Source organism: Streptomyces sp. NPDC096105 (assembly GCF_044763335.1).
Taxonomy (GTDB): Bacteria; Actinomycetota; Actinomycetes; order Streptomycetales; family Streptomycetaceae; genus Streptomyces.
The window spans coordinates 178,872-193,674 of record NZ_JBIWGC010000006.1; the positions used below are offsets into that span (position 1 = coordinate 178,872).

Genomic DNA, 14,803 nt, shown 5'->3' on the forward strand with positions numbered 1-14,803 from the left:
CTGACGATGACTGATCAGATGTTCGACACGGTGCTGGTGGCCAACCGGGGCGAGATCGCCGTCCGTGTCGTGCGCACGCTGCGGTCGCTGGGCGTGCGCTCGGTGGCGGTGTACTCCGACGCGGACGCCGGGGCGCGGCACGTCCGGGAGGCCGACACGGCGGTGCGGATCGGGCCGGCGCCGGCCGCGGAGAGCTACCTGTCGGCGGAGCGGCTGCTGGAGGCGGCCGCCCGCACCGGCGCGCAGGCGGTGCACCCGGGGTACGGCTTCCTCGCCGAGAACGCGGAGTTCGCGCGGGCCTGCGAGGCGGCGGGCCTCGCCTTCATCGGGCCCCCGGCGGACGCCATCGCCCTGATGGGCGACAAGATCCGCGCGAAGGAGACGGTGCAGGCGGCCGGGGTGCCGGTGGTGCCCGGCTCCAGCGGCAGCGGGCTGACGGACGCGCAGCTCGTCGACGCGGCCCGGGAGATCGGCATGCCGGTGCTGCTGAAGCCGTCGGCGGGCGGCGGCGGCAAGGGCATGCGCCTGGTGCGGGACGAGACGAGGCTGGCGGACGAGATCGCCGCCGCCCGGCGCGAGGCCCGCGCCTCCTTCGGCGACGACACGCTCCTGGTGGAGCGGTGGATCGACCGGCCCCGGCACATCGAGATCCAGGTGCTGGCCGACGGCCACGGGAACGTGGTGCACCTGGGCGAGCGCGAGTGCTCGCTCCAGCGGCGCCACCAGAAGATCGTCGAGGAGGCGCCCAGTGTGCTCCTCGACGAGGCGACGCGGGCGGCGATGGGCGAAGCGGCCGTGCGGGCGGCCCGCTCCTGCGGCTACCGGGGCGCGGGCACGGTGGAGTTCATCGTCCCGGGCGACGACCCGTCGGCGTACTGCTTCATGGAGATGAACACCCGGCTCCAGGTGGAGCACCCGGTCACCGAGCTGATCACGGGGCTCGACCTGGTGGAGTGGCAGCTGCGGGTCGCGGCGGGCGAGCGGCTGCCGTTCGGGCAGGACGGCGTCCGGCTGACCGGGCACGCGGTCGAGGCGCGTCTGTGCGCCGAGGACCCCGCGCGCGGCTTCCTGCCCTCCGGCGGCACGGTGCTGCGGCTGCGCGAGCCGCAGGGCGACGGCGTGCGCACCGACTCGGGGCTCACCGAGGGCACGGAGGTCGGCAGCCTCTACGACCCGATGCTGTCCAAGGTCATCGCGTACGGCCCCGACCGGGCGACCGCGCTGCGCAAGCTGCGGGCGGCGCTCGCGGGGACGGTGACGCTGGGCGTGCAGACCAACGCGGGCTTCCTGCGGCGGCTGCTCGCCCACCCGGCGGTGGTCTCCGGCGAGCTGGACACCGGGCTGGTGGAGCGCGAGGCGGACTCCCTGGTCGGCGGCGAGGTGCCGGCCGAGGTGTACGCGGCGGCCGCGCTGCTGCGCCAGGCCGCCCTCGCGCCCGCCGCGGGTCCCGGCTGGCGGGACCCGTTCGCCGCCACCGACGGCTGGCGGATGGGCGGCGGCCGGGCCTGGACGGCGCACCACCTGCGGGTGGCGGGCCACGACCCGGTGACCGTGCGGGTCCGGGCCACCGCCGACGGCGGCACGGAACTGCTGCCGCCGGGCGCGGACACCCCGCTGCGGGCGTCGGCCGGACCGCTGGACGGGCACCGGTTCACCTGTGTGCTGGACGGTGTCGCGCACACCTTCGCCGCCCTGCCGGACGGCTCCTGGCTGGGCCGGGACGGCGACGCCTGGCAGGTGCGGGACCACGACCCGGTGGCCGCGTCCCTCACCCGGGCGGGTCAGGCGGGCGCCGACTCGCTGACCGCGCCGATGCCGGGCACGGTGACGGTGGTGAAGGTCGCCGTCGGCGACGAGGTGGACGCGGGCCAGAGCCTGCTGGTGGTGGAGGCGATGAAGATGGAGCACGTCATCTCCGCCCCGCACGCCGGCACGGTCACCGAACTGGACGTGAGCCCGGGCACGACGGTCGCCATGGACCAGGTGCTCGCGGTCATCGCGCCCGCGGAAACGGCGGAAGGGGAGACGGCATGAACACCGGTGAGCCCGGCCTGCCCATGACCGTACCGGCCGAGGGGCTGCCCGCGCGGGTACGGATCCACGAGGTGGGCGCCCGCGACGGCCTGCAGAACGAGAAGGCGACCGTGCCGACGGCCGTGAAGGCGGAGTTCGTCCGCCGGCTGGCCGGCACGGGCCTGACCACGATCGAGGCGACGAGCTTCGTGCACCCCCGGTGGGTGCCCCAGCTCGCGGACGCCGAGGAGCTGTACCCGGCGGTGTCCGATCTGCCGGTGGAGCTGCCGGTGCTGGTGCCCAACGAGCGCGGCCTGGACCGTGCGCTGGCGCTGGGCGCCCGCCGGGTGGCGGTGTTCGCCAGCGCCACGGAGTCCTTCGCCAAGGCCAACCTCAACCGCACGGTGGACGAGGCGCTGGCCATGTTCGAGCCGGTGGTGGCCCGCGCGAAGGAGCAGGGCGTCCATGTGCGCGGCTATCTGTCGATGTGCTTCGGCGACCCCTGGGAGGGCGCGGTCCCGGTCCCCCGGGTGGTGCGCGTGTGCCGGGCGCTGCTCGACATGGGCTGCGACGAGCTGAGCCTGGGCGACACGATCGGGGTGGCGACCCCCGGCCATGTGACAGCCCTGATCGGCGCGCTCACGGGGGCGGGCGTGCCCGTCCCCGCGCTGGGCGTGCACTTCCACGACACCTACGGCCAGGCGCTGTCCAACACGCTGGCCGCCCTCCAGCAGGGCGTCGCCACGGTCGACGCCTCGGCCGGCGGACTGGGCGGCTGCCCCTACGCGAAGTCCGCCACCGGCAACCTCGCCACCGAAGACCTCGTGTGGATGCTGCGGGGCCTCGGCATCGACACCGGGGTCGACCTCGGCCGTCTGGTCGCCACAAGCGTCTGGATGGCCGCCCACCTGGGCCGGCCCAGCCCGTCCCGCACCGTACGAGCCCTCTCCCACCAGGAGCAGTGACGACATGGACCACAAGCTCTCTCCCGAACTCGAGGAACTCCGCCGCACGGTCGAGGAGTTCGCGCACGACGTGGTGGCGCCGAAGATCGGTGACTTCTACGAGCGGCACGAGTTCCCGTACGAGATCGTGCGGGAGATGGGCCGCATGGGCCTGTTCGGCCTGCCGTTCCCGGAGGAGTACGGCGGCATGGGCGGCGACTACTTCGCGCTCGGCATCGCACTGGAGGAACTGGCGCGGGTGGACTCCTCGGTGGCCATCACCCTGGAGGCGGGCGTCTCGCTGGGCGCCATGCCGCTGCACCTGTTCGGCACCGAGGAGCAGAAGCGCGAGTGGCTGCCCCGGCTGTGCTCGGGCGAGATCCTGGGCGCGTTCGGGCTGACCGAGCCGGACGGCGGCAGCGACGCGGGCGCGACCCGCACGACGGCCCGGCTGGACGAGGCGACCGACGAGTGGGTGATCAACGGCACCAAGTGCTTCATCACCAACTCCGGCACGGACATCACGGGCCTGGTCACGGTCACCGCGGTCACCGGCCGCAAGCCTGACGGGAAGCCGCGGATCTCGGCGATCATCGTGCCGTCCGGCACTCCGGGCTTCACGGTCGCGGCGCCGTACTCCAAGGTCGGCTGGAACGCCTCGGACACGCGGGAGCTGTCCTTCCAGGACGTGCGCGTCCCGGCGGCCAACCTGCTGGGCGAGGAGGGGCGCGGATACGCCCAGTTCCTGCGCATCCTCGACGAGGGCCGCATCGCGATCGCGGCGCTGGCCACGGGGCTCGCCCAGGGCTGTGTGGACGAGTCGGTGAAGTACGCCGGGGAACGGCACGCGTTCGGGCGTCCGATCGGCGCGAACCAGGCGATCCAGTTCAAGATCGCCGACATGGAGATGAAGGCGCACACGGCGCGTCTGGCGTGGCGGGACGCGGCGAGCCGGCTGGTGGCGGGCGAGCCGTTCAAGAAGGAGGCGGCGCTGGCGAAGCTGTACTCCTCCACGGTGGCCGTGGACAACGCGCGCGACGCCACGCAGATCCACGGCGGCTACGGCTTCATGAACGAGTACCCGGTGGCCCGCATGTGGCGCGACTCCAAGATCCTGGAGATCGGCGAGGGCACCAGCGAGGTCCAGCGGATGCTGATCGCACGGGAGCTGGGCCTGACGGGCTGAGCGCGCCCGCGGGTGCGGGCGGCCCGCGCCGGCCACGGCGCGGGCCGCTGCCGTGCCGTCGGGTGACCCGGATCACGGTGCGGAACCGGCGTTTCCCGGAAGGGACACCGGATGCCCTCTGGACAGATCGTTTGGTTAGGCTAACCTAACGCTGTTTGCACACCGGTCCCGTACGCACGAAAGCAGACCCTTCCATGTCGAACGCCAGAACCGCCCGTCTGACCCGTCGCGGACTGCTCGCCGCCGGTGGCGCCCTCGGCCTCGGCGCCGCGCTCACCGCCTGCGGGGGCGACGACGCGAAGGACGGCGGCGCGGACACGAAGGGCTCCGCGAAGTCCGGCCCCTGGTCCTTCAAGGACGACCGCGGCACCACGGTGAAGCTCGACCAGGCGCCCGCGAACATCGTCGCGTTCACCGGTGTCGCCGCCGCGCTGTACGACTACGGCGTCGAGGTCAAGGGCGTCTTCGGCCCGACGAAGACCAGGGACGGCAAGGCCGACGTCCAGGCCGGCGACATGGACATCAGCAAGGTGACCGTCCTGGGCAACGTCTGGGACCAGTTCAACGTCGAGAAGTACGCGGCCCTCGCGCCCGACGTCCTGATCTCCACGATGTTCGACGACGCCGGCACCCTCTGGTACGTCCCCGAGGCGTCCAAGGACAAGATCGCCAAGCTCGCGCCCAGCGTCGGCATCTCCGTGTTCGACCGTCAGCTCACCGGCCCGCTGCAGCGGATGTGGGAGCTGGCCGAGTCGCTCGGCGCCGACATGACGGCCGCGAAGGTCACCGACGCCAAGAAGCGGTTCGAGGCGACCTCGGAGCGGCTGCGCAAGGCCGCCAAGGCCAAGCCCGAGATCAAGGTGCTGGTCGGCTCCGCGAGCCCCGAGCTGTTCTACGTCTCGGGCACCAACCTGTCCGTCGATCTGGAGTACTTCAAGGCCCTCGGCGTGAACTTCGTGGAGCCGACGGAGGAGGCCAAGAAGGCCACCGGCGGCTGGTTCGAGAGCCTGAGCTGGGAGAACGTCGACAAGCACAAGGCCGACGTGATCATGATGGACGACCGCTCCTCGGCGATCCAGCCCGCCGACATCACCGAGGCGACCTGGAAGCAGCTGCCCGCCGTCAAGGCCGGCCAGGTCATCTCCCGCTCCACCGAGCCGATCCTCTCCTACGACAAGTGCGTGGCGCCGGTGGAGGCGCTCGCCGAGGCCATCGAGAAGGCCAAGAAGGTCAGCTGACCCCCGCGCAAGGTTCTCCCTCGCAAGGCCCCCCTCGCAGGTCCCCTCGCAAGGTCCAGCCGCCCCCGACTCGCAGGAGTACGCCGTGACGACTGCCGTGGCCGCCCCGTTCCGTTTCTTCGCCCTTCAGGTCGCCGGGACGCGGCGGCTCGGCCCGTCGCTGATCCGGGTCACCTTCACCGGGCCGGAACTGCGCGACTTCCGCTCCGACGGACGTGACCAGTCCCTGTCGCTGTTCCTGCCCCACCCGGGGCAGGACGCGCCGGTCGTGCCGCTGGAGCTCGGCGACGGCTGGTGGCAGGGCTGGCGCGACCTGCCCGACGACGTACGGGCGGTGATGCGCTCGTACACGCTGCGGGCGCTGCGCACGGACGCCCTGGGGCGGGCCGCGGAGATCGACGTCGACTTCGTGCTGCACGGCGTCGGCGCCGAGGCGGGCCCGTCCGCCGAGGCCGGTCCGGCGTCCCGCTGGGCCGCCCGCGCCGCCGTGGGTGACCGGGTGCTGGTGCTCGGCCCCGCGATCGCCGACAACCGCGCGATCCGCTTCCGTCCGCCCGAGGACACCTCGACGGTGCTGCTGTGGGCGGACGAGACCGCCCTGCCCGCCGCGGCCGCCGTCCTGGAGACCCTCCCGCCCGGCATCCGCGCCCGGGTCTGGCTGGAGGTGCCGCACGCCGGGGACGTCCAGGAGCTGCCGACCGCGGCGGACGCGGAGGTCACCTGGTTCGTGCGGGAGGGCGCCGCCGCCCCGGAGACCCCCTCGGCCCTGGACGCCGTCCGGCAGACCGCCCTCCCCTCCCCCGAGCGCGCCTACGTGTGGATCGCCGGGGAGTCCGGCCAGGTGAAGCAGCTGCGCCGGCACTTCGTCCGTGAGCGTGGCGTCGACCGCCGGCGGGTGACGTTCGTGGGCTACTGGCGGCGCGGCCTGACGGAGGAACAGCTCCGCGAACTGGCGTGAGCCGCACGTGTGTTGAGGCCTCACGGCGTCCCGTCGAGGACGTGACGACGGTCACGGCGGAAACGGGATTCCCCTCGGAAAAGTTTGGTTAGGCTAACCTAAGTTGAACCGCACTGGACCTCTCCCCGCACCGGACCGTCCCCACCGGAGGACCCCCACATGCGCTCGCACCTGCTCAACGACACCACCACGGAGCACTACCGACGCTCCGTGACCGAAGGAGTCGAGCGGGTGGCCGCCCAACTCGCCGCCACCGACCGTCCGTTCACCGGCGTCACGGTCGACGACCTCGCCCCGCGCATCGACGCGATCGATCTCGACCAGCCGCTGCGCGACACCACCGCGGTGCTGGACGAACTGGAGGACGTCTACCTCAGGGACGCGGTCTACTTCCACCACCCCCGCTACCTCGCCCACCTCAACTGCCCGGTCGTCATCCCGGCCGTGCTGGGCGAGGCGGTGCTCTCCGCCGTCAACTCCTCCCTGGACACCTGGGACCAGTCGGCCGGCGGCACCCTGATCGAGCGGAAACTCGTCGACTGGACGGCCGCCCGCATCGGTCTCGGCCCCGCCGCCGACGGCGTGTTCACCTCCGGCGGCACCCAGTCCAACCTCCAGGCGCTGCTGCTGGCCCGCGAGGAGACCAAGACCGAGGACCTGGCGAAGCTGCGCGTCTTCGCCTCCGAGGTCAGCCACTTCAGCGTGCAGAAGTCCGCGAAGCTGCTCGGCCTCGGCCCCGACGCCGTGGTGGTGGTCCCCGTCGACCACGACAAGCGGATGCGCACCGTCGCCCTCGCCCACGAGCTGGAGCGCTGCGCCGAGGCGGGGCTGATCCCGATGGCGGTCGTCGCCACCGCCGGCACCACCGACTTCGGCTCCATCGACCCGCTGCCGGAGATCGCGGGACTGTGCGAGCAGTACGGCGCCTGGATGCACGTGGACGCCGCCTACGGCTGCGGCCTGCTCGCCTCGCTGAAGTACCGGCACCGCATCGACGGCATCGAGCGCGCCGACTCGGTCACCGTCGACTACCACAAGTCGTTCTTCCAGCCGGTCAGTTCGTCGGCCGTGCTGGTGCGCGACGCGGCCACGCTGCGGCACGCCACCTACCACGCGGAGTACCTCAACCCGCGCCGCATGGTGACCGAGCGCATCCCCAACCAGGTCGACAAGTCCCTCCAGACCACCCGCCGCTTCGACGCGCTCAAGCTGTGGATGACGCTGCGCGTGATGGGCGCCGACGGCATCGGCGCGCTCTTCGACGAGGTGTGCGACCTCGCGGCCGAGGGCTGGAAACTGCTGGCCGCCGACCCGCGCTTCGACGTGGTGGTCGAGCCCAGCCTGTCCACCCTGGTCTTCCGTTACGTCCCGGCCTCCGTGACCGACCCCGCCGACATCGACCGGGCCAACCTGTACGCCCGCAAGGCCCTGTTCGCCTCCGGTGACGCGGTGGTCGCGGGCACCAAGGTGTCCGGGCGCCACTACCTGAAGTTCACCCTGCTCAACCCCGAGACCACGACGGCCGACATCACGGCCGTCCTCGACCTGATCGCCGGCCACGCCGAGCAGTACCTGGGAGAGTCCCTTGACCGCGCTTGCTGACACCACGGAACCGGCCCACGACTTCGTGGGCATCGGACTGGGCCCGTTCAACCTGGGACTGGCCTGCCTGACCGAGCCCATCGACGAACTCTCCGGCGTCTTCCTGGAGTCCAAGCCGGACTTCGAGTGGCACGCGGGGATGTTCCTCGACGGGGCCCACCTCCAGACCCCGTTCATGTCGGACCTGGTCACCCTCGCCGACCCGACGTCCCCCTACTCCTTCCTCAACTACCTGAAGGAGAAGGGCCGGCTGTACTCGTTCTACATCCGGGAGAACTTCTACCCGCTGCGCGTCGAGTACGACGACTACTGCCGCTGGGCCGCCGCGCAGCTCGGCAGCATCCGCTTCGGCACCACGGTCACCGAGGTCACCTGGGACGAGGCCGCCGAGGTGTACGTCGTGGCCACGTCCACCGGCACGACGTACCGCGGCCGGCACCTGGTGCTCGGCACCGGCACCGTGCCGTTCGTGCCCGAGGCGTGCCGCGGGATCGAGGGGGACCTCTTCCACAACGCGCAGTACGTGCACCGCAAGGCGGAGCTGCTGGGGAAGAAGTCGGTCACGATCGTGGGCAGCGGGCAGAGCGCCGCCGAGATCTACTACGAGCTCCTTTCGGAGATCGACGCCCACGGCTACCAGCTCAACTGGGTCACCCGCTCCCCGCGGTTCTTCCCGCTGGAGTACACCAAGCTGACCCTGGAGATGACGTCCCCGGACTACATCGACTACTTCCGCGCGCTGCCCGAGGAGACCCGCTACCGGCTGGAGAAGCAGCAGAAGGGCCTGTTCAAGGGGATCAACTCGGAGCTGATCGACGCGATCTTCGACCTGCTGTACCAGAAGAACGTGGAGAGCGGCGGCCGCGGCGTGCCCACCCGGCTGCTCACCAACTCCTCGCTCACCACCGCACGGTACGAGGACGGCACGTACACGCTCGGCTTCCGCCAGGACGAGCAGGGCAAGGACTTCGAGATCGCCACCGAGGGCCTGGTGCTGGCCACCGGCTACCACTACGAGCAGCCGGCCTTCCTGGAGCCGGTGCGCGACCGGCTGCGCTTCGACGGCCACGGCCGCTTCGACGTCGCCCGCAACTACGCCGTCGACGTCACCGGACGCGGCGTCTTCCTGCAGAACGCGGGCGTGCACACGCACAGCGTCACCAGCCCCGACCTGGGCATGGGCCCGTACCGCAACGCGTCCATCATCCGTGAGCTGCTGGGCGCCGAGTACTACCCGGTCGAGAAGAGCATCGCCTTCCAGGAGTTCGCCGTATGAGCGCCATCGGCACGTTCACGGTCCGCCCGCTCGACCCGCTGAGGGACGCGGAGCTGCTGCACCGCTGGGTGACCCACCCCAAGGCGGCGTTCTGGATGATGCAGGACGCGAAGCTGCAGGACGTCGAGCGCGAGTACATGCGGATCGCCGCCCACGAGCACCACCACGCCTACCTGGGCCTGCACGACGGCGAACCCGCGTTCCTGATGGAGAAGTACGACCCCCGGTACGTCGAACTCGTCGGGCTCTACGAGCCGCGGCCGGGTGACGTCGGCATGCACTTCCTGGTCGCCCCCACCGACCGGCCGGTCCACGGCTTCACCCGCGCCGTCATCACCGCCGTGCTGGAGGAGCTGTTCGCCGACCCGGCCACCCGCCGGGTCGTGGTGGAGCCCGACGTCGGCAACAAGGCCGTGCACGCCCTGAACGAGGCCGTGGGCTTCGTGCCCGAGCGAGAGATCGACAAGCCGGAGAAGCGCGCGCTGCTGAGCTTCTGCACGCGCGAACAGTTCGAGGCCGCCCGAGGAGTGTCCGTATGACCCTGTCCGACGCCGTGGCGCATCTGTCCCCCCACCGCTGGGCGCGGGCCAACCGTCTTCTGATCCGCAAGGCGCTCGCCGAGTTCGCGCACGAGCGGCTCGTCACGCCGGAACCGGCCGGCGACGGCCGGTACGTCGTCCGCAGCGACGACGGCGAGACCCGCTACGCGTTCACCGCGAGGCTGCGCGGCCTGGACCACTGGCAGGTCGACGCCGACTCGATCACCCGCCACCGCGGCGACACCGCACTCGAACTGGCGGCGCTGGACTTCTTCATCGAGCTGCAGAAGTCCCTGGGGCTGAGCGACGAGATCCTGCCGGTGTACCTGGAGGAGATCTCCTCCACCCTCTCCGGCACCTGCTACAAGCTGACCAAGCCGAAGGTCACCTCGGCCGAGCTGGCCGACGCCGGTTTCCAGGCGATCGAGTCCGGCATGACCGAGGGCCACCCCTGCTTCGTCGCCAACAACGGGCGGCTCGGCTTCGGCGTCCACGAGTACCTGCGGTACGCCCCGGAGGCCGCGAACCCGGTGAAGCTGGTGTGGCTGGCCGCCCACCGCTCCCGGGCCGCGTTCACCGCGGGCGTCGGGATCACGTACGAGTCCTTCGTCCGGCAGGAACTGGGCGAGGAGACCGTCGAGCGGTTCCACGCCGTCCTGCGCGCACAGGAGCTGGACCCCGCCGACTACCTGCTGATCCCGGTCCATCCCTGGCAGTGGTGGAACAAGCTGTCCGTCACCTTCGCCGCCGAGGTGGCCCGCCGGCACCTGGTGTGCCTGGGCGAGGGCGACGACGAGTACCTGGCCCAGCAGTCCATCCGCACCTTCTTCAACCGGTCGCACCCGGAGAAGCACTACGTGAAGACGGCCCTGTCCGTCCTCAACATGGGCTTCATGCGGGGCCTGTCCGCCGCCTACATGGAGGCCACCCCGGCGATCAACGACTGGCTGGCCCGGCTGATCGACAACGACCCGGTGCTGCGCGGGACGGGTCTGTCGATCATCCGCGAGCGGGCCGCCGTGGGCTACCGGCACCTGGAGTACGAGCAGGCCACCGACCGCCACTCGCCGTACCGCAAGATGCTGGCGGCGCTGTGGCGGGAGAGCCCGGTGGCGTCCCTGGAGGACGGCGAGTCGCTCGCCACCATGGCCTCCCTGGTCCACGTCGACCACGAGGGCAGGTCCTTCGCGGGCGCGCTGATCGAGCGCTCCGGGCTGGCCCCGGAGGAGTGGCTGCGGCGCTACCTGCGGGCGTACTACGTCCCGCTGCTGCACAGCTTCTACGCCTACGACCTGGTGTACATGCCGCACGGCGAGAACGTCATCCTGGTCCTGGAGAACGGCGCCGTGAAGCGCGCGGTCTACAAGGACATCGCCGAGGAGATCGCGGTGATGGACCCGGACGCGGTGCTGCCGCCGGAGGTGTCCCGGATCCGCGTCGAGGTCCCGGACGACACCAAACTGCTGTCGGTCTTCACGGACGTCTTCGACTGCTTCTTCCGCTTCCTCGCGGCGAACCTCGCCGAGGAGGGCGTCCTCGACGAGGACGGCTTCTGGCGCACGGTCGCGGAGGTCACCCGCGCCTACCAGGCGTCGGTGCCGGAACTGGCCGACAAGTTCGCCCGGTACGACATGTTCGCCCCGGAGTTCGCCCTGTCCTGCCTGAACCGCCTCCAACTGCGCAACAACAAGCAGATGGTGGACCTGGCGGACCCCTCGGGCGCCCTCCAGCTCATCGGCACCCTGAAGAACCCCCTGGCGGCCTTCTGACCCCACGGACGGACGAGCCCCCGGAGTACGGTCCTCCGGGGCTTCGTCGCTCCCTCAGGGGCAGTGCCCCGTCAGGGGCGCGGGGACCTGCGCGCCCAGCCCCACCGACGGTGAGCCGCCCGCCTCCCGGGCCACCCCACCGCCGGCTCCCGCCCCTGCCAGGGACACCCGGAACAGGTCCAGACCACTCCCCCGCCGTTCCGGTGGAACAATCCCCCCATGGCGGAAATCATCCAGAAGGACGGCACGTGGACGTTCGACGGGGAAACCCTGCGCCTGACACCCGGCCGGGACAAGAACGTCGGCCTGCTGCGCCGGACGCTGGGTGAACTGACCGTGCCGCTCGAGGCGTTGGCGGGCATCTCGCTGGAGCAGGGCAAGAAGTCGGGGCGGCTCAGGCTGCGGCTGCGCGACGGCGCCGACCCGCTGCTGCACGCGACCGGCGGGCGCCTCACCGAGCCGCACGACCCCTACCGGCTGATCGTCGAGTCCGACCGCTACGGCGTCGCCGAGTACTTCACGGAGGAGGTCCGCACCGCGCTGCTGCTGGAGCAGATCCCGTCCGGGCCGGTGACCGGCTATCTGCTGCCCGGCCCGTCCCTGCCGCTGTCCGTCTCCGCCGGGGACGGCACGGTGAGCTTCGACGGGGAGCGGGTCCGGCTGGAGTGGAACTGGAAGACGGAGGACGCCAAGTCCGCCGCCGGCCCCCGCACCCTGGCGGTGCCGGACCTGGAGGGGGTGGAGTGGCAGCCGGCGTCCGGCCTGGACAACGGCCACCTGCGCTTCCTCGTTCGGTACGCCCCGGCCAAGGTCCCGGCCAAGTACGACCCGAACGCGGTGGAGCTGTGGGGCTTCAGGAAGGACCCGCTGATGGCGCTGGTGGCCGCCGCCGTCCAGGCCCGCCTTCCGCACCCGTCCGCCCCCGCCGCTCCGGCCCTGGACGGCCCGCGCGACCACGAGGACGACCGGCCCGCACCGCCCGACCGCGCCGAGGACGACCACGACGCGCTGCTGCGGCGGCTGCGGGAGCTGGGCGAGCTGCACCGGGCCGGGGTGCTCACGGACGAGGAGTTCACCCTCGCCAAGCAGGCCGTCCTGAAGCGCATGTAACGACCACCTACCTCAGCCTGCCCGAAATCGGGCACGATTCTTGCGAAACGGCCGTCGTTACCTCAGGATCATCGGGTGCACGACGAACTTGTTGATCATCTGACGCGGTCCACGCCCCTCAGCCGGGGCGAGGCGCTGCGTGTGATCCAGGACGTGCTCGCCTACTTCGACGAGACGACCGAGGAGTACGTCCGTCGCCGCCACCGCGAGCTCCAGGCCCAGGGCCTGGTGAACGCGACGATCTTCCAACGGATCGAGGCGGACCTGAGATACCGCGCGGTGGCGCCGCCCGAGCTCTCGCTCCGGCAGCTGCGCCGCATCGTCTACGGCTAGGAACACACCTGTATGTGCGGAATCGTCGGTTACATCGGCAGGCGTGAGGTCGCCCCCCTGCTGCTCGAAGGGCTCCAGCGCCTGGAGTACCGCGGCTACGACTCGGCGGGCATCGCCGTGACCTCCCCGAAGGCGGGGGCCCTGAAGACGGTCAAGGCCAAGGGCCGGGTGCGCGACCTGGAGGCCAAGGTCCCGGCGCGCTTCAAGGGCACCACCGGCATCGCCCACACCCGCTGGGCCACCCACGGCGCCCCGTCCGACGTGAACGCCCACCCCCACCTGGACGCCGAGGGCAAGGTCGCCGTCGTCCACAACGGCATCATCGACAACGCCGCCGACCTGCGCCGCAAGCTGGAGGCGGACGGCGTCGAGTTCCTCTCCGAGACCGACACCGAGGTCCTCGTCCACCTCATCGCCCGCTCGCAGGCCGAGAAGCTCGAGGACAAGGTCCGCGAGACGGTCCGCCTGATCGAGGGCACCTACGGCATCGCCGTGCTGCACGCCGACTTCCCGGACCGCATCGTCGTCGCCCGCAACGGCTCCCCGGTCGTCCTCGGCATCGGCGAGAAGGAGATGTTCGTCGCCTCGGACATCGCCGCGCTGGTCGCCCACACCCGTCAGATAGTCACCCTCGACGACGGCGAGATGGCCACCCTCAAGGCCGACGACTTCCGCACCTACACCACGGAGGGCACGCGCACCACCGCCGAGCCCACCACCGTGGAGTGGGAGGCCGCCTCCTACGACATGGGCGGCCACGACACCTACATGCACAAGGAGATCCACGAGCAGGCCGAGGCCGTGGACCGCGTGCTGCGCGGCCGGATCGACGACCGCTTCTCCACCGTGCACCTGGGCGGCCTCAACCTGGACGCCCGCGAGGCCCGCCGCATCCGCCGCGTGAAGATCCTCGGCTGCGGCACCTCGTACCACGCCGGCATGATCGGCGCGCAGATGATCGAGGAGCTGGCGCGCATCCCCGCCGACGCCGAGCCGGCCTCCGAGTTCCGCTACCGCAACGCGGTCGTCGACCCCGACACCCTGTACATCGCGGTCTCCCAGTCCGGTGAGACGTACGACGTGCTCGCCGCCGTGCAGGAGCTGAAGCGCAAGGGCGCCCGGGTCCTCGGCGTGGTCAACGTGGTGGGTTCCGCGATCGCCCGCGAGGCGGACGGCGGCGTCTACGTGCACGCCGGTCCGGAGGTCTGCGTCGTCTCCACCAAGTGCTTCACCAACACCACGGTCGCCTTCGCGCTGCTCGCCCTGCACCTGGGCCGCACCCGCGACCTCTCCGTCCGCGACGGCAAGCGGATCATCGAGGGCCTGCGCCGCCTCCCCGCCCAGATCGCCGAGATCATGGAGCAGGAGGAGGAGATCAAGAAGCTGGCGCTGGAGTACGCCGACGCCCGCTCGATGCTCTTCATCGGCCGCGTCCGGGGCTACCCGGTGGCCCGCGAGGCGTCCCTGAAGCTCAAGGAGGTCTCCTACATCCACGCCGAGGCCTACCCGGCCTCCGAGCTGAAGCACGGCCCGCTGGCCCTGATCGAGCCGGCCATGCCGACCGTGGCGATCGTCCCGGACGACGACCTGCTGGAGAAGAACCGCGCGGCCATGGAGGAGATCAAGGCCCGCAGCGGCCGGATCGTCGCCGTCGCCCACCAGGCGCAGGAGAAGGCGGACCACACGATCGTGGTCCCCAAGAACGAGGACGAGCTGGACCCGATCCTCATGGGCATCCCCCTCCAGCTCCTCGCCTACCACACGGCCCTGGCCCTCGGCCGGGACATCGACAAGCCCCGCAACCTGGCGAAATCCGTCACGGTCGAGTAACCGGG

The 14,803-nt window shown here is 71.3% G+C and carries 12 protein-coding genes; all 12 read left to right on the top strand.

Annotated elements, in window-relative coordinates; genetic code table 11:
- Window positions 1-18: 18 nt before the first annotated feature.
- Window positions 19-2,034, top strand: a complete 2,016-nt coding sequence (locus ACIQ8B_RS12635; protein ID WP_403546781.1) for an acetyl/propionyl/methylcrotonyl-CoA carboxylase subunit alpha — start codon at window positions 19-21, stop codon at window positions 2,032-2,034.
- A complete protein-coding gene (locus tag ACIQ8B_RS12640) occupies window positions 2,031-2,978 on the top strand; it encodes a hydroxymethylglutaryl-CoA lyase (protein WP_403546670.1) in 948 nt (315 codons plus the stop codon). The genes ACIQ8B_RS12635 and ACIQ8B_RS12640 overlap by 4 nt, the downstream gene beginning before the upstream one ends.
- A gap of 4 nt (window positions 2,979-2,982) precedes the next feature.
- Entirely contained in the window at window positions 2,983-4,143 is a 1,161-nt protein-coding gene (locus ACIQ8B_RS12645) for an acyl-CoA dehydrogenase family protein (RefSeq protein WP_106414118.1), read from the top strand.
- A gap of 194 nt (window positions 4,144-4,337) precedes the next feature.
- The gene (locus ACIQ8B_RS12650; RefSeq protein WP_403546671.1) at window positions 4,338-5,381 is read left to right on the top strand and encodes an ABC transporter substrate-binding protein; all 1,044 of its coding nucleotides are present in this window, start codon (window positions 4,338-4,340) and stop codon (window positions 5,379-5,381) included.
- Between the two features lie 85 nt (window positions 5,382-5,466).
- Window positions 5,467-6,339 (top strand): siderophore-interacting protein, encoded by an 873-nt coding sequence (locus tag ACIQ8B_RS12655; RefSeq protein WP_403546672.1) that lies wholly within the window; start codon window positions 5,467-5,469, stop codon window positions 6,337-6,339.
- Window positions 6,340-6,498: 159 nt separating this feature from the next.
- Entirely contained in the window at window positions 6,499-7,941 is a 1,443-nt protein-coding gene (gene desA, locus ACIQ8B_RS12660; protein ID WP_290011257.1) for a lysine decarboxylase DesA, read from the top strand.
- Window positions 7,925-9,217, top strand: coding sequence for a lysine N(6)-hydroxylase/L-ornithine N(5)-oxygenase family protein (locus tag ACIQ8B_RS12665; RefSeq protein ID WP_403546673.1), 1,293 nt, complete (start codon window positions 7,925-7,927; stop codon window positions 9,215-9,217). The genes desA and ACIQ8B_RS12665 overlap by 17 nt, the downstream gene beginning before the upstream one ends.
- The gene (locus tag ACIQ8B_RS12670) at window positions 9,214-9,756 is read left to right on the top strand and encodes a GNAT family N-acetyltransferase (RefSeq protein ID WP_403546674.1); all 543 of its coding nucleotides are present in this window, start codon (window positions 9,214-9,216) and stop codon (window positions 9,754-9,756) included. Before ACIQ8B_RS12665 ends, ACIQ8B_RS12670 begins: the two co-directional genes overlap by 4 nt.
- On the top strand, window positions 9,753-11,525 hold the full coding sequence (locus ACIQ8B_RS12675; RefSeq protein WP_403546675.1) for an IucA/IucC family protein: 1,773 nt from the start codon (window positions 9,753-9,755) through the stop codon (window positions 11,523-11,525). The genes ACIQ8B_RS12670 and ACIQ8B_RS12675 overlap by 4 nt, the downstream gene beginning before the upstream one ends.
- Window positions 11,526-11,744: 219 nt before the next feature.
- A complete protein-coding gene (locus ACIQ8B_RS12680; RefSeq protein WP_403546676.1) occupies window positions 11,745-12,635 on the top strand; it encodes a DUF4429 domain-containing protein in 891 nt (296 codons plus the stop codon).
- Window positions 12,636-12,710: 75 nt separating this feature from the next.
- Window positions 12,711-12,968, top strand: coding sequence for a hypothetical protein (locus ACIQ8B_RS12685; RefSeq protein WP_006131553.1), 258 nt, complete (start codon window positions 12,711-12,713; stop codon window positions 12,966-12,968).
- A gap of 12 nt (window positions 12,969-12,980) precedes the next feature.
- A complete protein-coding gene (gene glmS / locus ACIQ8B_RS12690) occupies window positions 12,981-14,798 on the top strand; it encodes a glutamine--fructose-6-phosphate transaminase (isomerizing) (RefSeq protein ID WP_106414110.1) in 1,818 nt (605 codons plus the stop codon).
- Window positions 14,799-14,803: the final 5 nt, after the last annotated feature.

Bases quoted from the DNA above. Each gene is read 5' to 3' on its own strand.
- ACIQ8B_RS12635 (WP_403546781.1), top strand. From the start codon at position 19: ATGTTCGACACGGTGCTGGTGGCCAACCGGGGCGAGATCGCCGTCCGT.
- ACIQ8B_RS12640 (WP_403546670.1), top strand. From the start codon at position 2,031: ATGAACACCGGTGAGCCCGGCCTGCCCATGACCGTACCGGCCGAGGGG.
- ACIQ8B_RS12645 (WP_106414118.1), top strand. From the start codon at position 2,983: ATGGACCACAAGCTCTCTCCCGAACTCGAGGAACTCCGCCGCACGGTC.
- ACIQ8B_RS12650 (WP_403546671.1), top strand. From the start codon at position 4,338: ATGTCGAACGCCAGAACCGCCCGTCTGACCCGTCGCGGACTGCTCGCC.
- desA (WP_290011257.1), top strand. From the start codon at position 6,499: ATGCGCTCGCACCTGCTCAACGACACCACCACGGAGCACTACCGACGC.
- ACIQ8B_RS12670 (WP_403546674.1), top strand. From the start codon at position 9,214: ATGAGCGCCATCGGCACGTTCACGGTCCGCCCGCTCGACCCGCTGAGG.
- ACIQ8B_RS12675 (WP_403546675.1), top strand. From the start codon at position 9,753: ATGACCCTGTCCGACGCCGTGGCGCATCTGTCCCCCCACCGCTGGGCG.
- ACIQ8B_RS12680 (WP_403546676.1), top strand. From the start codon at position 11,745: ATGGCGGAAATCATCCAGAAGGACGGCACGTGGACGTTCGACGGGGAA.
- glmS (WP_106414110.1), top strand. From the start codon at position 12,981: ATGTGCGGAATCGTCGGTTACATCGGCAGGCGTGAGGTCGCCCCCCTG.